Below are 18,887 nucleotides of genomic sequence, written 5' to 3' on the forward strand. Positions count from 1 at the left end.
CCTTATTGCGGTCTATCCGCCGCTTGTTTGCCTGACGTCCCTTCCCGGATGTCAGGCCCAAATGTCAGGTCTTGGCCTTCACCACGGCGTCCAGGCCGCCGCTTGCGAAAGCGAAAAGGATGAGCGCGGACAGCTTCGCCCGCTCCGAAAAACTTTCCGGGATCATGAATTCGTCCGCGCTGTGGATAAGCCCGCCCCGCACGCCGAGCGTATCCACATTCGGCAGGCCCGCCGCCGCCAGATTGTTGCCTTCGCAACAGCCGCCGGTGGGCACATAATTGATGTCGATATCGAGCGCGGCCCCGCAGGCGCGGATCGCTTCCATCAGCTTGAGGTTGGCATCCGACAGCGCCTTGGGCGGCCGGTTGATACCACCATAAAGATGAACGTCATAGCCGTCCCGGCCCTGCCAGTCCCTGATGATGGCGGCGACCTGGGCTTCGAACCATGTGGCGTCCTCGGGTTCCTTCAGCCGCACATTGAAGCGGCACAGCGCCATATCCGGCACCACATTGGGCGCGACCCCGCCTTTTATCACCGCCGGGTTGACCGTCAGTTCCGGCCTGCCGTCCGTCAAAGCCGCCAGCCTGCCGATCATGTCGGCGAGCGCAACCACCGCGTTGCGGCCGTTATGGAACTCCCGGCCTGCATGGACCGCCTTGCCGTGGACAACAAGCGTATAGTTGCCGCTGCCCTTGCGGGCACCCGCAAGCGTGCCGTCAGCGAGCGCGGGTTCATAGGTCATGCCGATATCCGCCGCCTTCGCGCGCTCCATCAGGATCGGCGCGGAGGCGAGTGAGCCGGTTTCCTCATCCGGCGAAAGCAGCACTTCCCAGCCGACAGACGGTGCCATGTCCGTCGCTTCAAACGCCTTGAGGGCGTTCAGCATCACAAGGACACCGCCTTTCATGTCGGCGACACCGGGGCCATTCAGACGGCCATCATCAAGCCAGACCGGCTGTTGAAACGCGCTATCCTTTGGGAAGACCGTATCTGTATGGCCGGTCATCAGCACGCGTCGGTTAGCCGAAGGGCGCTTGAAGAGGCGGATCATGCGGCCGTTCTTGACGGAGACCGGCACCCCCGCTTCATCGACCATTTCCGTGTCGGCCAAATCGATCAGCTCGATCTCGGCGCCCAGGGGTTCAAACGCCTTGAGAATCTCTGCCTCCATTTTGGCGAGGCCCTCAAGGTTCCGGCTGCCGCTGTTGATGCGCGACCAAGTCTGAACGGTCGCCACCATATCGTCCTGGCGGGCGTCCAAACTATTCAGGGCGTCTTGGATTTGGGGAGTGGCAAAAAGCGATCTGAAGTCAACCGACATGATAGCTCCGGTCGTATGACAAATTCTGTCGATGTGCTCCCGTCCACAGAGATACGGGACACACCGCCTCAGGTCAAGGCTAGTAGGGCCTACCCTAAACCTTTCGGTCAAAACTTAAACCATAGACCCGCTAATCTTTCAGCTCGTCGTTCCATATACTCGGTTTATCGCAGCGCAACCGTGAGAAGAGACGTTTTGCGATAATATGAAAAAAAACATGAGGAACCGGGTCCTTCGGAATGTCTAAAAAATAGCGGCGTGGGACCTGCAAGCTAAACGACAGCTAAACTAACAGCGAGGAAATTCTATGAAAGCTCTGATTGTAGATGCCGAGGAACTATATCGACTTTCGTTGAGAGAAGTTATTTCTGTCTCCGGGAACTTCCATGAAATATTGGAAGCCGGCAGCGAACACGAGTTTCTGGCCCGCACTGCACACCACGCAGATTTTTCCCTGATCATCGTCCACCCCGGTAGCCTCGGGGAAGATGGTGAGGACTGCCTGAAGCTGGCCAAGCGCCTGTACCCGGACGCCGCGATTGTGGTGATCCTGGACCGTGCCGGTCAAGCTGCGATGGTGCCGAACGGCGTTCCGACGGTCCACCGTGGGGCCAGCGTAAGCCAAATCGTCATGACCATCCGCCGCGCGCTCAAGCTGCCGCTGGACGGTTTTGGCACCGTGGCCAGCCAGCCCGCCGCGCCGAATGTCCGCCGCATGATGGACATGCCCGCACCGAGGAGTGGGGATAGCAGCCTGATAGCCCGTCGTCCCGACAGCGACATTGACTTCAGCCGCCTGTCCTACCGCCAGAAGCAAATCCTGGCGATGGCAGCGGACGGTCTGCCCAACAAGGAAATCGCCGCCCGGCTTTCGATTGCCGAAGGGACGGTGAAGGCGCACATGCACGCCATCTTCAAGGTACTGGGGGTTCAGAACCGCACCCAGGCGGTTATCCGCTATGGGGCCGCGGGCCGCGCTCAGGCAGCCCGCAACCAGGAAATGGCTTACGCTACAGCGAGTTAGTCAGGTGCTTGATAACGCCTGAGAAATCCACACCGCCATGGCCGGCTTCGTCCATGGCGGTATATATTTCTGCCGCCTTCTTGCCCATGGGCGTGTTCGCCCCGGTTGAGCCTGCCGCCTGCATGGCCAGGCGCAAATCCTTCAGCATCAGCGCGGTCGCAAAGCCCGGCTTATAGTCATTATTCGCGGGCGACGCGGGCACAGGCCCCGGCACCGGGCAGTAGGAGGTCAGCGACCAGCACTGGCCGGAGGCATTCGCCGCCACATCAAAGAAGACCTGATCTTCCAGCCCGAGTGACCGGCCGAGGTTGAAGGCTTCGGAAACACCGATCATCGAAATCGCCAGCAGCATATTGTTGCAAGCCTTGGCCGCCTGGCCGTTGCCTGACGGGCCGCAATGGACGATCTTGCCCGCCATCGGCTCCAGGACCGGTTTGGCGCGCGCGAAAGCTTCGTCCGAGCCACCGACCATGAAGGCAAGCGTACCCGCCGCCGCACCCCCGACACCGCCGGAAACCGGCGCATCCACCATGGAAAAGCCTTTCGCCTCAGCGGCGGAGGCCACCGCGCGCGCGGTTTCCACATCAATGGTGGAGCTGTCGATCATCAGGGCGCCGTTCTTGGCGTTCGCGAACACACCGTCCGCGCCCTCATAGACGGTCTTCACGATGCCACCGTTCGGCAGCATGGTGATGATGGCGTCCGCGCCCTGCACGGCTTCGGCGACCGAGGTGAAGGCCTTGCCGCCCGCTTCGGTGAAGTGCTCCCGTGCGATTTCGGCAAGGTCGAACCCGCGCACGGTGAAGCCGGCGCCCAGGAGGTTCTTGGACATGGGCAGCCCCATGTTGCCGAGCCCGATGAATGCGATTGTCGTCATTTTCTTATCCTTGTTTCTACCCTGTTTACAGCTACTTGGCGGGACGATCATAGCCGCCGGTGTTCCTGGATGCGCCGGTCCAGCCGTCGCATGACGAGAATTATTATATGTCGTCACTCGCCGACTTGATCGGCGAGCCCAGGAACACCGCTATGAACGGTCCCGTATTCATTAGTCGATATCCAATTCACCGTCGCCGAGCGGCGCGAAATAATGGTCGATGGTTTCGTCCGAAACCCGGTCGAGGCCCGCGGGGTTCCACACCGGCTTCATGTCCTTGTCGATCAGGATCGCGCGCACGCCTTCGAAAAAGTCGTGGCCTTCCATCACCCGGTTCACCATGCGGTATTCCATGCGCATGTTATCGCGGAAATTTTCCAGCACTTCGCCACGGCGGAGCTGCGCGAAGGTGAGCTTGAGGCTGGTGGGCGACTTGGTCATCAGCATCTTGAACGTCTGCTGGCACCAGTCGGTTTCATCCAGCTCCAGCATATGCAGGATTTCGTCGACACGGACACCAGCGAAGATGCCGTCGATCTCGTCATAATATTCGACGAGCGGCGCGGGGGCCGGGTCGGCATGGAAGCGGCCCAAGAGCTTGCGCACATCGTCATTGCCTTCGATTTCGGCCGACGCGAGCGCCCCGATCACCTCGTCCACCTGATTGGAGGCGATGACATGGCTGGCAATGCCGAGCGCATAGAGGTCCGGCGCTTTCACCCGCGCGCCCGTCAGCGCAAGGTACATCCCGGTTTCACCGGGCAGGCGCGGCAGGAACCAGCCGCCGCCGACATCCGGGAACAGACCGAGCCCGGTTTCCGGCATGGCGAACAGCGTCTTTTCGGTCGCGACCCAGAAATCCCCGGGGATCGACACGCCAACACCGCCGCCCATGGCGATGCCGTCCACCAGGCTGATGTAAGGCTTGGGGAACTCATCGATGGCGATATTCATGAGATATTCGTCATGGAAGAAGTCGCGCCACTCGCCGGTGCCTTCCTTGTAGGACTTGGCGACCCTGACCACGTCTCCGCCGGCGCAGAAGGCTTTCTCACCCGCGCCGACCACGACAACCGCCTGCACGGACGGTAATTTGGCCCAGTCGTCCAGCTGGCGCTTGATCGCCACGCACATGCCGTGCGTGAGGCTGTTGAGCGCCCCCGGGCGGTTGAGCGTGATCAGGCCGATATTGCCCTTGGTTTCAAACAAAACTTCAGCGTCGGTCATGAAACTCAGTCCTTCAAAAGCGCGCGGGAGATAACCACACGCATGATTTCGTTGGTGCCTTCGAGGATCTGGTGCACCCGAAGGTCACGCAAAATCCGTTCGATCGGATAATCCTGCAGGTAGCCGTAGCCGCCATGCAGCTGGAGCGCAGCGTTGGCAACATCGAAACAGACGTCGGTGACGAAGCGCTTGGCCATCGCGGCCGCGGACGCGGCGTCCGGCGCCTTATTGCTGACCTTCTGGGCGGCGGCATAGAGCATCAGCCGCGCGGCCTCGAGGTCGGTCGCCATGTCGGCCAGCTTGAACTGGGTCGCCTGAAAATCGGCGATGGCCTTGCCGAACTGCTTGCGGTCCTTCACGTAAACCACGGCTTCGTTGAACGCGCGCGTGGCACCGCCGAGCGAACAGGCCGCGATATTGAGACGGCCGCCATCGAGGCCCTGCATGGCGATCTTGAAGCCCTGGCCTTCCTCACCCACCAGGTTGGCGGCGGGAATGCGGCAGTCATCGAACATCACGGCGGCGGTGGGTTGGCTGTGCCAGCCCATTTTCTTTTCCTGCGCGCCGAAAGAAAGCCCCGGCGTACCCTTCTCAACGATGAAGCAGCTGATGCCCTTGGCACCACTGTCGCCCGTGCGCGCCATCACAACATAAATGTCGCTGGTGCCACCGCCGGAGATAAACGCCTTGGAGCCGTTGAGCACATACTCATCACCGTCCTTGACCGCGCGGGTCTTGAGCCCTGCGGCATCCGAGCCTGCGCCCGGTTCGGTCAAACAGTAGCTGGCCATCTTCTCAAAGGTCGCCAGATCCCCCACAAAACGCTCACGCTGGTCTTCGTTGCCGAAGCAATCGATCATCCAGGTCGCCATATTATGGATGGAGATCATCGCCGCGGTCGACGGGCAGCCCTGGGAAAGCTGTTCGAAAATCAGCACGCTTTCCACCCGGCTCAGGCCGCAGCCGCCGCCTTCTTCGCTGACGTAGATGCTGCCGAAGCCGAGCTCACCGGCGGACTTGGCGACATCGGCCGGCCAGATCTTCTTCTCATCCCACTCGGCTGCATGGGGCGTGATGCAGTCGGCGGTGAAGTTGCGGGCCATTTCCTGAATGGCGCGCTGGTCCTCATTCAACTGGTAATCCAAACTCAGTCCCTCTTCTTGCTTTTATAGCTTCTTGTTTGTCTCACTGCGCCTTCAGCTGCTTCTCAAGGAAAGCGGCCAGACGCCGGTAAAAAGTAATACGGTTATTCATCTTGCGGATGCCGTGACCTTCGTCAGGGAAGCGGAGATATTCGACCGGCACGCCCTTGGCCCTGAGCGCCATGACCATGCGGTCGGATTCGGTGACCGGGTCCCGCGGGTCGTTGGCGCCATGCTCATAGAACATGGGCGCGGTGATTTGCGAGACCGTGTTGATCGGCGAATTCTTGGCGTAGAATTCCTGCCAGCGCTTCTCACTGATGTCGCCATATTCGATGCGGTCACTGGCCTTCAGGAACGGTGAGGCCTCGGAAAGTGCGCGCACCCAGTCGGACACGCCGACGAACGAGGCCCCGGCCTTGAAGACACCGGGGTATGCGCCCATCACGGCGTTGACCATATAGCCGCCGTAGGAGCCCCCCATCACCGCCGCGCGGGAGGCATCCACCCGGCCGTCCTTCTTCATCCAGGCAACCGCATCGACAAGGTCACGCACGCTATCGAGCCGTTTTTCCTGGTTATCCAGCCGGGCGTAGGTCTTGCCGTAGCCGGTGGAGCCACGGACGTTGATATCGAGGACAGCGATGCCCTTGCCAACGAGATACTGGGTCACCGGCTGCCAGCTCGGCCTTGCCTGTGAGGTCGGCCCGCCATGGACGTCCACGACAACGGGCGGCATGGTCACCCCGACCGGCACGTAAAGAAGGCCATGGACGGTCACGCCGTCCCGTGCCTTGAAGCTCACCGGTTCCGGCCGCACCATGCGGTTGGTCTCAAGCCCCGCCATGTTGGGTTTCAGCGTGTGATAGAGCTCGCCTTCGGAAACCTTGAGGAAGTAAACATCGCCTGCCGTTTGTGGGCCATTGATCCGAATGGACATGCGGGATTCCGGTATCCCCACCCAACTCATCTGCATCAGGCCGTCCGGCAGGTACGGCAAGCTGGCGGGGCGGTGCAGCATATAGTCATACATGTGCAGCTTGTCATAGCCGCCTTCGTTGGTGGTCCAGACAAGATAGCGGCCACCGGCGCACATAAGCACGTTGGCGGCGTCATAGTCGCTCTCCGAGATGGTCTTCACCTCGCCCGTGGTCATATCATAGACGGCGACGGCCTTATGCTCACGGCCCTCATTGGTGGCGAAATAGAAGCGCTTGCCGCTCCAGTGCCAGGTGAAGTCGGTATAGGACGCGGCCACCTTGGGTTTGAACACCGTCTCCAGCGCACCAGTTTTAACATTGAGGAAATAGACGTTGTTGGCGTCTTCGCCACGCACTTCGCTGACGATAACGGTGTCGCCGCCCGGCTGCCACGAAACCGGGAAGAAACCGAACGTACCCTTATAGACAATATGGTTTTTGCCCGTGGCGGTATCAGCGACATAGATATCGAAATCGCGGCCGTTACGTTCGGTCGAGGCATAGACGAACTGCGTGCCGTCGGATGAGAAAGCACCGAAGCGGCGGAAGGCGCCTGTGTGCGGCAGCACCACGCGTTCCTGGGTGCCGTTCGAGCTGATCATATAAAAGGCTTCGCGCTCGTCGCCGTCCTTGTCGGCGCCATAGAGGATATGCTTGCCTTCCGGGTCCCAGGCATAGAAGGTGACGCCGCCACCGAAGGTAAGCTGTTTCGGCTGCCCGCCTTCCGGGTTCACCACCCAGATTTGCGGCACGCCGGTTTCCCGGCTCAGATAGGCCATCAGGCTGCCGTCTTTGTTGAGATGGACATCAGATGCCCCCCGCGCCATCAGGAAACGGGTGACATCCGCCGGATACTTACCGGCGAGACCCACGGAAACGGGCGCCGCGGCCGGAATATCCGCCGGGTTGTTCCAGGCTTTCTTGTCATCAGCGTGCGCGACGGTCGCGCCCAGGGCAATCAATCCTGCCGTTATCCAGAGTTTCATCGTCGGTCCTTTCCCAAAAGGGTGTTCAAGTGGGCCTTATCTTAAAAGCGGACGGGACGCATGGCCCCGCCCGCATGTTTTTAGCTTACTTGTCCAGGCGGTTGCCGTCCTTGTCCCACACCTCGACATCACCGATGCCCAGCTTGCGGATGCCGGCCTCGATCTTGGTGCGGTCCCCGACCACCAGCCAAGTCAGCTGACCCGGATGCATGTCAGCCTTCGCCGCGGCCTGAACCTTGGCCAGATCGAGCGCATCATAGCGCGCCTTCAGCGTGGTGACATAGTCGAGCGGACGTCCGAACCGACTGTTGGTGACCATGCTCTGCATCACCGCAGCCCCGGTTTCGAATTCACCAGGAAGGCTGTTGACCTTTTTCTGGATGATCTTCTCAAGCTCCGCCTCGGTGGCCGGATGCTTGCCAAGATAGCCGGTGAATTCCTTCTCCAGCTCCTCGATGGAATCGACCGTCTTGTCGGTCTGAACCGGCGCATAAACAAGCCACATACGTTGACCGCGGGCATTGGTCGTGAAGGTGTAAGCCCCATAAGCCCAGTGCTTGTCCTCGCGCAGGTTCATGTTGACGCGCGAGGTGAACTCACCGCCCAGAATGTCGTTTGCGGTTTCCTCGGCCAGATAGTCCTTGGCGCCTGACGGCGGGAACAGGTGGCCGGCGAGGATCAGCGACTGGGGCGAACCCGGCTTGTCCATGATGATCACCCGGGCATGCTTCGGCAGAGCCACCGTGGCGATATTCTTGGTCGGGATCGGTGTGGCAGGTGCCTGCCAGTCCCCGAAGGCTTTTTCAAGTGCGGGCACGGCTTCATCCAGCGTGATATCACCCACCATAAAGATGGTGGCGTTATCCGGCCTGATCCAGTCGGTCTGGAACTGGACGAGGTCATTACGCGTCAGCCCCTTGATCGAGTCCTCAGTCCCCGAGCCGGTAAGCGGTATGCCGTAGGCATGCCCCTTACCGTAAAGAAGCGGCGGCAGGGTCCTGAGCGCCAAACGAACCGGACGTGCCTTTTCAGACTGGATAGTGGCGAGCCAGCGCGAGCGCAGCCGGTCGAGCTCATCCTGCTTGAAGGCCGGGTTGCGGACAATATCCGCCGTCAGCGCCAGCGATTTCGCCAGGTTGGGCTTCAGCGTGCTCATAAAGACCTGGCTCATATCCACATCGGAGTCTGTGCCGATATTGGCGCCCAGGCGTTCCTCTTCAGCCGCAATCTCGAGCGAGGAGCGGGTCTTGGTGCCTTCATCCAGCATGGAAAGCGCGAACTTCGCGGTCCCGAGCGGACGCCCGGCATCCGCCGCATAGCCCGCATTGAACTGCATCACCATACCCACGACCGGCACGGTCGGCCGGTCGACGACAACCACTTTCATGCCGTTTTTGAGCGTGGCTTCCTTGATCGCCGGGAACTTGAGCGACGGCATGTCGCCCACCGCAGGAACCCCCTTGGTGCGGTCCACGTCGGACGCGGTGGTTTTGTATTTGGGTTCCGGCCGAACCGTGAGCTGGTAATAGCCCTTGCCGAGCCACTTTTTGGTGACCTCGGTCACATCCTGAACGGACGCCCGGTTCATCTTATCGAGCATTTTCTCGAAGAAGGCTGGATCACCAGCATAAAGCTCGCCCCGGGCAAGCGCCGTGGCCTTGCCGCCGAAGCCGCCGATTTGCTCAAGCCCGCGAATATTGTTCGACAGGATCTTGGTCTTGGACCTCAGGAGCTCATCCGCGGTCGGGCCCTTGGCCAGATACTCCTTCATCACGTCGTTGATGAGTTGATTGGCCTTGGCTTCATCCGCGCCCGGCTTCAGCTGCACCGTGATATCGAAGATATTTGCCAGCTCAAACGGCTGGTCATCCGCCGAAACGCTGACCGCAAGCTGGTTCTTGTAAACAAGCGCCTGGTAGAGACGGCTGTTCTTGCCATTTGCCAGGATGTCGGCAGACAGGTTCAGGTAAGCATTATCGAGGTTGCTGTTGCTGGCCACAGCCCAGCTGCGCGAAATGCGGACCTGGGGCGCTGCCTGATCGACATAGCTTTCAGTAACGTTGGTCTCCTTGACCGGCACCCATTCCTTCAGGTGCTTGACCGGCGGGCCCGCCGGAATGTCACCGAAATATTTGGTGACCATCGCTTTGGCCTTGTCGGGCGTAATGTCGCCCGCGAGCACCAGCACGGTGTTGGCGGCGCCATAATATTGCTTGAACCAGCCCTTCACGTCGTCGAGTGATGCGGCATTCAGGTCCTTCATCGAGCCGATGGTCGAATGCCGGTACGGGTGGCCGACCGGGAACAGGCCCTTGAGCTGGTGCTCTTCCATGGTGCCGTAAGGTTGGTTTTCGCCCTGGCGTTTTTCGTTCTGGACCACGCCGCGCTGTTCATCCAGCACCTTTTTGTCGATAGCGCCCAGAAGGTGGCCCATGCGGTCCGATTCCATCCACAGCGCCATATCGAGCGCCGGGGTCGGGACATTTTCAAAATAGTTGGTGCGGTCGAACCAGGTGGTGCCGTTCATGTTGGTGGCACCCGCCGCTTCGAACGGCTTGAAATATTCGCCCTTATGGTGTTCCGACCCGTTGAACATCAGGTGTTCGAACAGGTGGGCAAAGCCGGTCTTGCCTTCAGGCTCATCCTTCGAGCCGACATGGTACCAGACACCAACCGCGACGATCGGGGCCTTATGGTCCTCATGCACGACGACACGCAGGCCATTGGGAAGGGTAAATTTCGTATAGGGAACATCAAATTTTAGGTCGAGGGCCGGCTTTTCTGCCGCTGCCACAGTCGCCGCATTTTGCGCCGCCGTATCTTTCCCCGCCTGAGTTTTACCGTCCGACGGATTGCAAGCCACCAAGGCCACCGACGCGACAGCACTTAAAAGAATCAGCTTCATCTTCATGAGAATCATCTTCCCGCTGTATAGGTTCGAGGGATGCGTGCGCATCCTCCCCGTCAGGTCATGAAGGCATTGATATACTTAGAACTTTTATTGTTGCTCCCCCACAACCGGTGAGCCCGGAAGACAAGCATCTTCCGGGCCCGGGTAATTTAGCCGTTGAGCGTCGGAATGACAAATTCCGCGCCGGAGCGGATGCCCGTCGGCCAGCGGCTGGTGACCGTCTTGGTCTTGGTGTAGAAGCGCACACCTTCCATGCCGTGCTGGTTGATGTCACCGAAGGCGGAATTTTTCCAGCCGCCGAAGGTGTGGAACGCGAGCGGAACCGGGATCGGCACGTTCACGCCGACCATGCCGACCTCGACACGGTTGACATATTCGCGCGCGGTGTCGCCATCGCGGGTGAAGATGGAGGTACCGTTGCCGAACTCATGGATCGACGGCAGGGTGGCAGCTTCATCGAAGGTCTCAGCGCGGACGACCTGAAGCGTCGGGCCGAAGATTTCTTCCTTGTAGGTGCGCATGTCGGCCGTGACATTGTCGAACAGCGAGCCACCGAGGTAGTAGCCGTTTTCATAGCCCTGCATGTTGTATTTGAAGTCGCGGCCATCGACGACGACCTTGGCGCCTTCCTGCTCGGCCAGGTCCAGGTAGCCACGGACCTTCTTGAGGTGGTCTGCGGTTACGAGCGCGCCCATTTCGGCGTTCGGGTCCATGGCGTGGCCGACCTTCAGCGCTTCAACGCGCGGCTTCAGCATTTCGACCATCTTGTCGGCAACTGCCTTGCCGACCGGCACGGCAACCGAGATCGCCATGCAGCGTTCCCCGGCCGAGCCGTAAGCCGCGCCCATCAGCGCATCGGCGACCTGGTCGAGGTCGGCGTCCGGCATGATGATCATGTGGTTCTTGGCGCCGCCCATGGCCTGGCAGCGTTTGCCGTGCGCGGTGGCGGTGGCATAGACATACTGGGCGATCGGGGTGGAACCGACGAAGGACACAGCCTTGACGCGCGGGTCGGTACAAACCGTGTCCACGGCTTCCTTGTCACCGCAAACCACGTTGAACACACCGTCCGGCAGACCGGCTTCTTTCCAGCACTCAGCCAGCATCAGCGGTACCGACGGGTCTTTCTCACTGGGCTTCAGCACATAGGTGTTGCCGCAGGCGATGGCCACGCAGCTCATCCACAGCGGGATCATGGCCGGGAAGTTGAACGGCGTGATACCGGCAACAACGCCGAGCGGCTTGCGCATCGAATACATGTCGATGCCGGTGGAGACGTTATCGGAGAACTCACCCTTGATCAGGTGCGGGATGCCCTGCGCGAATTCAGCGATCTCGAGACCGCGCTGCACGTCGCCCTGCGAGTCCGAGAAGACCTTGCCGTGCTCAGCCGACAGGGCTTCTGCCAGACGGTCCTTTTCGCGGTACAGCACCTGCACCAGGTTCTGCAGCACGCGGGCGCGCTTGACGACCGAAGTGCCGGCCCATTCCGGGAAAGCGGCTTCAGCGGTGGCGATAGCGGCTTCGACTTCCGCCTTGCTGGCAAGCGCGACCTTGCCCGCCTGCTCACCGGTCGACGGGTTATAGATCGGGCCGAAGCGGCCGGAAGTGCCTTCGACGGTTTTGCCGCCGATGAAATGATGACGTTCGTACATGAGTAGACCTCCAAATGAATTACGCGGCGGGCGTCCCTCACCGGGATACCCGACATCAATTCCGATGCCGCGGCCGGGCACTCAGTCCCGCAGACCGCCGCTGATCCTTCCCCAAAATCGAGCGCAGCATACGTTATGCGATATTGCAGGTCACCAAGAAGTTTTGCATTGGTCTTTGTGCGAATATGCACGAATTTCCAGCGTCCCGCCACGCGGCCTCATTAAACAGCCTGGACGGGAAGCCCACTTGCCGGTCCGGGGCGGACCATACCACGCATCCGCCTGTATATTTACACCCGCAGGATGAAGACCGAAAGCCCCCTGCGCATAAGGCGCCCAAGACTTTTACTTTAGTTTATAAGACCTTGCCTTTAGTTTTATACGGCCGCACAATCCCCGATCAGACCACGGAAGTTAAGAGTATGGGGAAAATAGAGAGCTCTCAGGGGGAGCCATCATGTTAAACAAACTCAAGTTGTGTATCGTCGCCCTTCTTCTGGCGACAGGCGCCTTCGCGCTGCAGGCAAATGCGGATGAAAGCAAGATTCCGGAGCCCTTCCGGGGTGCAAGCCCGGGCTCACCGATCCAGATCAACTATGATGACTGGAACCGGATTCTGCACCTGACCGTCATCGACGCCGGGACCTCACACGGGCGGACCGCGCCAGCGCCGCGCCCTGAAATCGGCACGCGCGTCATTCACGGCAACACCAAAAGCACCCGGAACGAAGGCAACCGCCTCGTCTTCCCGGCCTTTGCCGACAATCAAAAAAACCTGAAGGTGGTCCACGACATCCGCACCGACCTGGAAAAAATTCCTGCCGAAGTGCCGATGAAACAGTGGAGCAAGAATGAACAGCTGGCCTACTGGCTGAACCTTTACAACATCACGCTGATTGAGATGCTGGCCCATGAATATCCGGTCAGAAGCCTGAAGAAGCTGAAGTATGGCAGCCATTCGCTGTGGGCCAAGAAGGTGCTGACGGTCGCGGGTGTCAAGCTGTCGCTCAATGACATCCACAATATCCTCATCAACAAGTGGGATACATCGCTGGTGATGTACGGCCTGTTCCAGGGCTATATCGGCGGCCCGAACATCATGGACGAAGCTTTCACCGGCCAGAATGTCCACCAGCTTCTGGTCAAGAACGCCCACGAATTCGTCGCCTCCACCCGCGGGATGCGCATCCGCGGCAAGGAGCTGATCGTCTCCGACTATTACAAGGAAAACAAAAAGCTGTTTCCGCACTGGAAGACCGATCTGCAGAAGCACCTGGCCCAGTTGACGGAAGACCTGGGGGACCGCGCCCGCGTCATGGATGCAAAAAAGATCAAGGCCAAGACCAACGACTATTATATCGCGGACCTGTTCGGCGGCACGCGCAGCACCGCGAACGCCAGCGCCAACAACCCGGCCGCGCTCGACAGCGCCATCGTCCATGCCATGTCGGGTGAGGCCGCAGCCGCGGGCGGCGCCGCCAACCTTGGCGTGGCCACCATGAACCTTGGCGAATATGCCGACTTCAAGAAGGCCGACGTCGACACCCGCTTCCCGGATTTCGTGAAGGACTATATCAAGCAGGTCCGCAAGAATAAGAGCATGATGAAGGGCAAGGTTGAGGTCGAGGAATTCGACGGCACCAAAAAGGACGACAAAAAAGATAAGCCCAAGACGTAAATAGTTCTCAGCAAAGGTCGTTCCATCGCGTACAAGAGACGTATGTTTGACTGGAACGACCTGCGCTATTTTCTGGAACTCGCCCGCCGCGGCAAGCTCGCGGCGGCTGCTCTCCGTCTCGGGGTAGACCACACCACCGTTGCCCGCCGTGTTGCCGCGCTCGAAGAAGCGCTCGGCGTTCCCCTGTTCGACCGCGAAAACCGCGCTTACCGCCTCAATGAAAACGGCCGCCGGCTGATCGGCCATGCCGAGAGGATCGAGGCTGGCTCGCTCCAGCTGATGGACGATATCGCGCCTGTGGCTTCAGGCCCCGTCGGCACCGTTCGCCTCGCCACCCCGGAAGCCTTCGGCAGCCAGTTCCTCGCCCGCCACTGCATGAGCTTCCACAAAAGCACCCCCGGTGTCACGCTGGAGCTGATCGCCGAAACCCGCACGCTCAATTTCAGCCGCCGGGACGCAGACGCCGCCATCACGCTCGCCCCGCCCGGCCACGGCCGCGTGGTCAGTGAAAAGGTCGGTGACTATCGGCTCCGGCTTTATGCCGCACCCAGCTATCTGCAGCAGCATCCGCCCATCGTCCGGCTTGCGGACCTGAAACCCCACCATTTCCTGTGGTATGTGGATGACCTGCTGCCCGTGCCGGAACTTCAGATCCTCGACAAGGCGCTGGGTGACGTGCAGGTGATTTTCCGCACCACCAGCGTCACCGGCCAGGCCAACGCCGCCGAAGCCGGGCTCGGCATCGCCCTGCTCCCCTGCTTCGTCGCGGACCGCATGAAGGGGCTGACCCCGGTGCTGCCCGGTGAGCTGAGCATCATGCGCGACCTGTGGCTGGTCGCCCACGCCGAACTCAGGCACGAGCCCCACGTAGACCGGGTGTGCGGCTTCATCAAAACCCTGCTGGCCAGCGAACGCCGTGTGCTTCTCGGCATAAACTGACCGCCCTCAAGCCCCGCCGAAGCCTCCCCGGACTCATAGACCATTGGTTTAGCTGACCTTGCCTTTTGGCTTAGGCTTCGGCACAATTTCTCCTTGTGAGCAGGAAGGGGGCCTGTGGCGTAAGCCGCAGAGAAACTGCTGAATATCAGGGGGAGCAAACCATGCTGAACAAACTCAAGTTGTGCATCGTTGCCGCGCTGGCTGGGATGGGCGTCTTCGCGCTGTCCGCACACGCGGATGAAAGCAAGATACCTGAGCCCTTCCGGGGCGCGAGCCCGGGCTCACCGATCCAGATCAATTATGGCGACTGGAACCGTATCCTGCAGATAACCGTACTGGATGCCGGTCGTTCGAGCGGCCGCGGGTCCACCTCAACCCCCCGTCCTGAAATCGGTACACGGGTTGTCCACGGCAATACCAAAAGTACCCGCAACGAAGGCAACCGCCTCTACTTCAAGGCCTTCGCCAACAACCCGGCCAATTTGAAAGCGCTGGATACAATCCGCACCGAGCTTGAGAAAGTGCCGGATCAGGCACCGCTCAAGCTGTGGGACGAACACGAACAATTGGCCTACTGGCTGAACCTCTACAACATCACGCTGATTGAAGAGATCTCCAAGGAATATCCGGTCAGAAGCCTGAAGAAGCTGAAGTACGGCCGCCATTCGCTGTGGGACAAGAAGGTCCTGAAGGTTTCGGGCGTGCCCCTGTCGCTCAACGATATCCATAATATCATCATCAACAAGTGGGACAGTTCGCTGGTAATGTACGGCATGTTCCAGGGCTATATCGGCGGGCCGAACATCATGGACGAAGCCTTCACCGGCGATAATGTCCATAAGCTGCTGATCCAGAACGCCAAGGAATTCATCTCCACCAGCCGCGGGATGCGCTTCAGCGGCAAGAAGCTGCGTGTTTCCGACTATTATGAGGAAAACAAGGCCCTGTTCCCGCACTTCAAGAAGGACCTGAAGGACCATCTGGCCAAGCTGACGGAAGACCCGGCCGAACGCGCGCGCATCATGGACATCAAGCACATCGAGGCCAAAACCAATGACTATTATATCGCGGACCTTTCAGGCGGTATCGCGCACGCCAGCAACGCCAGCGCGTCCAACCGGGCGGCGCTGACCACCGTGATCGTCCATGCCGCACAGGGTTATGGCACCTCGAAAGGTGAAGGCGCCAACCTCGGCATGGGGGAGATGAACATCGACAATTATGCCGACTTCAAAACCTACGATGTCGACCTGCGCTTCCCGGATTTCGTGAAGGACTATCTGAAGCAGGTTCACAAGAACAAGAGCCTGATGAAAGGCGATGTCCAGGTCGAGGAATATGACGACACGGCCAAGAAGAAGAAAAAGGAAGACAAGCCCAAGAAGTAAGGCTTTAGGGCTAAAACCCCCAGCAGAAAGGCCGCCTCAACCCGAGGCGGCCTTCGCTTTTTCAGGCAGCACCCGCCTCATCCATCAGGCTGATAAAAGCCTTGGGTTTGCGCCAGAAGAGCGTGGCACCGGCTGAGAAGGCAGCGTCGCGCAGGCGGGTAGCTTCGCGCTTTGCCGCAGCGTCGAAGGCCGCCACCGTCGCGGGCGGCAACTCGAACGGGCCGGCATGAAGGAACATCTCCAATACATGCAGGTCATGGTCCTCGCCCAGATAGTCTGACACAGCATCGATAAGCGCCACACGCTCGGCCAACGCCGCCTGTTCCGGTGTCGGGGTCGCCGCCTTTTTACTATCTGCCGCCAGAAGGCGCATCTGGTGGCGGAAATGCTGCAGGCTTTTACGCCAGGCGTGCAGATGGTCCGGGTCCGGGCTATCGAACGCGGCCTGAAAATCCTGCCGGGTGCGGCGGTAGGTGTTTTCGAAGCCTTGCCGCACCGTGCCGCGGTCCGGGACCGCCTTGGGCCAGCCGATGATTTCCGCCTGAACGCGGTGCACCGAACTGTGGAAACGGGTGAGCGCGGCGGTCACCGCCTCGGGGTCCAGGGTGTAGGACGCGTGGGCGACCATCTGCCGCCTGAGCATGCGTAACGGGTTTGCCGCCGCCTTGGTGGGGGCCGCCGCGATCAGCCGGTCCAGGCACTGAACACGGGCGGTGGCGTCACGGAAGTCAGCAAGCTTGCGCGCGGCCTTCCTGAGCTGCCGCTCGGCCATCAGCGCATCCTGCCCGTAAGCCGGCTCCAGCAGGATCAGCAGGCTCCTGAGCCGCTTGCCGCCCTTACGGCATTTATGAACCGCCGCCCGCGGCTGGCGGGTCGGCACACGGGTGGCGCCCAGCGTATGCTTGAGCTGGCGCCGCACCGCCGTCACCACCGCGCTTGGGCGCGGCCATATGGTTTGTGTCTTGTCGGCCATCGAGGCTTCCACATGCTGAGGTCTCCCTTTCATAGCAAAATTCGGGGCCTTGCAGAAGCCATGCAGGTCCAGCCTGCGGCAAAGGGCCTCAGCTCACCTAAACTTGACTTCCCGGCCCGCAATCTATCGGCTACCAAAGGGTTACATTTATATGGGAATTTTTTTGAGGAGGAGAGGCCATGAAACGGCTCTTGATGGCGGCAGCCGCCATGTCGCTTTTGACCGCGCAGGTGACCGCCCCCGCATTCGCTGGCGATGACGCAAAACCGAAGACCGAATTCGGCAACCCGGACATCGAAAAACCGGCTGAGTTCGTCACCGAGAAGACAGGCACCTTCAACGGCAAGAAGGTCAGCTACCGCACGGTGGCGGGCGATACCTTCATCAAAGCCGCGGACGGCACGCCGGAAGCGACCTTTTTCACCTATGCCTACATCAAGGAAGGCGTGAAGGACCCATCGACCCGGCCCGTGACCTTCATCTATAACGGCGGGCCCGGCTCGGCCTCCATGTGGCTGCATATGGGCGCGTTCGGCCCCAAGCGCGTGATCATCCCGGACAACCCCGCCGATGACGGCGCCCCGCCCTACAAGGTGGTGGACAACCATGACACCATCCTCGACGTTTCCGACCTTGTGTTCATCGATCCGGTCGGCACCGGCTATAGCCGCGCGCTCGGCAAGGAAGACCCGAAGAAACACTGGGGCGTGCTCGAAGACGGCAAGTCGGTCGCGCGCTTCATCCACCAGTGGATCGATAACAACAACCGCTGGAACAGCCCGAAATTCCTGGCGGGTGAAAGCTATGGCACACTGCGCTCCGCCGTGGTGGCAGACCAGCTGACCAACCGCCACAATATCGGGCTCAACGGTATCGTGCTGATCTCCACGGTGCTGGATTATCACATGAGCCGCTTCCAGGCGGGCAGCGTGATGTCCTATGTCTCGTTCCTGCCGAGCTATGCCGCCACCGCCTGGTACCATGACATGCTGCCCAACAAGCCGAAGGCGCTGGAGCCCTTCCTCCAGGAAGTGCGGGATTTCGCCCGCACCGATTATGCCGAGGCGCTGATTGCCGGCGCGCGGCTGTCGGATGCCAAGCAGGCGGAAATCATCGACAAGCTGCACGCTTATACCGGCCTCAAGAAATCCTACCTGAAGGCCACCAACATGCGCATCAATGTGTTCCGCTTCTTCAAGGAACTGATGCGTGACCAGGGCAAGGTCGTCGGGCGGCTGGACAGCCGCTACCTGGGTGAAGAACCGGATTCCGCTGGCGAATACCCGGAAGCCGATCCCTTCTCCTACGCTTCAGGCAACGCCTACACGGTCGCGATCAATGACCATCTGAAGAACTTCCTTGGCGTGAAGCTGGACAAGCGGGCCTACAAGAACAGCGCCTACAGCGACAAGAATTTCACCTGGAACTGGAACATCTGGGGCAAAAGCCTGCCGAACGGGGGCCGCATGGTGAATGTGGTGCCGATGCTCGGCAAGGCCATGCGCCGGAACAGCGACATGCATGTGCTGGTCGCCCAGGGCTATTATGATTTCGCCACGCCTTTCTTCGGCGCGGAAAATGCCATGGCCGAACCGCCGATCGTGCAGGACCGGGTCGAGTATAAATATTACCAGTCCGGCCACATGATGTATGTGCACCAGCAGTCGCGCCTGAAGCTCATGCATGACGTCCGCGCCTTCATTGAGGCCTACGACCATGAGAAAGACGGCAAGTAACCGCGCCTGAGCCCAAGCTGTTGCAGAGGCAACAGCGTCCGGGCGCC

General features: G+C 60.3%; 13 protein-coding genes. 5 read left to right on the plus strand and 8 right to left on the minus strand.

Annotated elements, in window-relative coordinates:
• Nucleotides 1–64: 64 nt before the first annotated feature.
• Nucleotides 65–1,324: a hydrolase gene (locus tag K6118_RS11580; protein WP_281500755.1), complete on the minus strand. Its 1,260-nt coding sequence runs from the start codon at nucleotides 1,322–1,324 to the stop codon at nucleotides 65–67.
• 307 nt (nucleotides 1,325–1,631) lie between these two features.
• Here K6118_RS11580 and K6118_RS11585 point away from each other — a divergent pair, with 307 nt between their 5' ends.
• A complete protein-coding gene (locus K6118_RS11585; protein ID WP_247120515.1) occupies nucleotides 1,632–2,348 on the plus strand; it encodes a helix-turn-helix transcriptional regulator in 717 nt (238 codons plus the stop codon).
• On the opposite strand, the gene mmsB is transcribed toward K6118_RS11585, so the two are convergent.
• From mmsB to K6118_RS11615, 6 genes are all read right to left on the minus strand, one after another.
• Nucleotides 2,335–3,225, minus strand: a complete 891-nt coding sequence (gene mmsB, locus K6118_RS11590; RefSeq protein WP_247120516.1) for a 3-hydroxyisobutyrate dehydrogenase — start codon at nucleotides 3,223–3,225, stop codon at nucleotides 2,335–2,337. The two genes, K6118_RS11585 and mmsB, sit on opposite strands and share 14 nt — an antisense overlap.
• A 171-nt stretch (nucleotides 3,226–3,396) precedes the next feature.
• Nucleotides 3,397–4,452, minus strand: coding sequence for an enoyl-CoA hydratase/isomerase family protein (locus tag K6118_RS11595; protein ID WP_247120517.1), 1,056 nt, complete (start codon nucleotides 4,450–4,452; stop codon nucleotides 3,397–3,399).
• Nucleotides 4,453–4,457: 5 nt separating this feature from the next.
• Nucleotides 4,458–5,603: an acyl-CoA dehydrogenase family protein gene (locus K6118_RS11600; RefSeq protein WP_343269951.1), complete on the minus strand. Its 1,146-nt coding sequence runs from the start codon at nucleotides 5,601–5,603 to the stop codon at nucleotides 4,458–4,460.
• Nucleotides 5,604–5,637: 34 nt separating this feature from the next.
• The gene (locus K6118_RS11605) at nucleotides 5,638–7,560 is read right to left on the minus strand and encodes a S9 family peptidase (RefSeq protein ID WP_247120519.1); all 1,923 of its coding nucleotides are present in this window, start codon (nucleotides 7,558–7,560) and stop codon (nucleotides 5,638–5,640) included.
• 85 nt (nucleotides 7,561–7,645) lie between these two features.
• Nucleotides 7,646–10,471 carry a M16 family metallopeptidase gene (locus K6118_RS11610; protein ID WP_247120520.1) on the minus strand — a complete coding sequence of 942 codons (2,826 nt, stop codon included), beginning with the start codon at nucleotides 10,469–10,471 and terminating at the stop codon, nucleotides 7,646–7,648.
• 149 nt (nucleotides 10,472–10,620) lie between these two features.
• Entirely contained in the window at nucleotides 10,621–12,126 is a 1,506-nt protein-coding gene (locus tag K6118_RS11615) for a CoA-acylating methylmalonate-semialdehyde dehydrogenase (RefSeq protein ID WP_247120521.1), read from the minus strand.
• Between the two features lie 457 nt (nucleotides 12,127–12,583).
• Between K6118_RS11615 and K6118_RS11620 the strand changes: the two genes are divergently transcribed.
• The 3 genes from K6118_RS11620 to K6118_RS11630 all read left to right on the plus strand — a co-directional run bounded on the left by K6118_RS11620 (nucleotide 12,584) and on the right by K6118_RS11630 (nucleotide 16,131).
• Nucleotides 12,584–13,804 carry a DUF547 domain-containing protein gene (locus K6118_RS11620; RefSeq protein ID WP_247120522.1) on the plus strand — a complete coding sequence of 407 codons (1,221 nt, stop codon included), beginning with the start codon at nucleotides 12,584–12,586 and terminating at the stop codon, nucleotides 13,802–13,804.
• A gap of 42 nt (nucleotides 13,805–13,846) precedes the next feature.
• Nucleotides 13,847–14,743 carry a LysR family transcriptional regulator gene (locus K6118_RS11625; RefSeq protein ID WP_247120523.1) on the plus strand — a complete coding sequence of 299 codons (897 nt, stop codon included), beginning with the start codon at nucleotides 13,847–13,849 and terminating at the stop codon, nucleotides 14,741–14,743.
• Between the two features lie 161 nt (nucleotides 14,744–14,904).
• On the plus strand, nucleotides 14,905–16,131 hold the full coding sequence (locus K6118_RS11630) for a DUF547 domain-containing protein (protein ID WP_247120524.1): 1,227 nt from the start codon (nucleotides 14,905–14,907) through the stop codon (nucleotides 16,129–16,131).
• 61 nt (nucleotides 16,132–16,192) lie between these two features.
• On the opposite strand, the gene K6118_RS11635 is transcribed toward K6118_RS11630, so the two are convergent.
• Nucleotides 16,193–17,104, minus strand: coding sequence for a CHAD domain-containing protein (locus tag K6118_RS11635; protein ID WP_247120525.1), 912 nt, complete (start codon nucleotides 17,102–17,104; stop codon nucleotides 16,193–16,195).
• 179 nt (nucleotides 17,105–17,283) lie between these two features.
• On the opposite strand from K6118_RS11635, the gene K6118_RS11640 reads away from it, so the two are divergent.
• Nucleotides 17,284–18,840: a S10 family peptidase gene (locus tag K6118_RS11640; protein ID WP_247120526.1), complete on the plus strand. Its 1,557-nt coding sequence runs from the start codon at nucleotides 17,284–17,286 to the stop codon at nucleotides 18,838–18,840.
• Nucleotides 18,841–18,887 lie beyond the last annotated feature (47 nt).

Source organism: Kordiimonas marina, from assembly GCF_023006325.1.
Taxonomy (GTDB): Bacteria; Pseudomonadota; Alphaproteobacteria; order Sphingomonadales; family Kordiimonadaceae; genus Kordiimonas; species Kordiimonas marina.

What these genes read in the sequence shown, in the direction of transcription:
- K6118_RS11580 (WP_281500755.1), bottom strand. Translation starts at nt 1,324, where the DNA reads ATGTCGGTTGACTTCAGATCGCTTTTTGCCACTCCCCAAATCCAAGAC.
- K6118_RS11585 (WP_247120515.1), top strand. Translation starts at nt 1,632, where the DNA reads ATGAAAGCTCTGATTGTAGATGCCGAGGAACTATATCGACTTTCGTTG.
- mmsB (WP_247120516.1), bottom strand. Translation starts at nt 3,225, where the DNA reads ATGACGACAATCGCATTCATCGGGCTCGGCAACATGGGGCTGCCCATG.
- K6118_RS11595 (WP_247120517.1), bottom strand. Translation starts at nt 4,452, where the DNA reads ATGACCGACGCTGAAGTTTTGTTTGAAACCAAGGGCAATATCGGCCTG.
- K6118_RS11605 (WP_247120519.1), bottom strand. Translation starts at nt 7,560, where the DNA reads ATGAAACTCTGGATAACGGCAGGATTGATTGCCCTGGGCGCGACCGTC.
- K6118_RS11610 (WP_247120520.1), bottom strand. Translation starts at nt 10,471, where the DNA reads ATGAAGATGAAGCTGATTCTTTTAAGTGCTGTCGCGTCGGTGGCCTTG.
- K6118_RS11615 (WP_247120521.1), bottom strand. Translation starts at nt 12,126, where the DNA reads ATGTACGAACGTCATCATTTCATCGGCGGCAAAACCGTCGAAGGCACT.
- K6118_RS11620 (WP_247120522.1), top strand. Translation starts at nt 12,584, where the DNA reads ATGTTAAACAAACTCAAGTTGTGTATCGTCGCCCTTCTTCTGGCGACA.
- K6118_RS11625 (WP_247120523.1), top strand. Translation starts at nt 13,847, where the DNA reads ATGTTTGACTGGAACGACCTGCGCTATTTTCTGGAACTCGCCCGCCGC.
- K6118_RS11630 (WP_247120524.1), top strand. Translation starts at nt 14,905, where the DNA reads ATGCTGAACAAACTCAAGTTGTGCATCGTTGCCGCGCTGGCTGGGATG.
- K6118_RS11635 (WP_247120525.1), bottom strand. Translation starts at nt 17,104, where the DNA reads ATGGCCGACAAGACACAAACCATATGGCCGCGCCCAAGCGCGGTGGTG.
- K6118_RS11640 (WP_247120526.1), top strand. Translation starts at nt 17,284, where the DNA reads ATGAAACGGCTCTTGATGGCGGCAGCCGCCATGTCGCTTTTGACCGCG.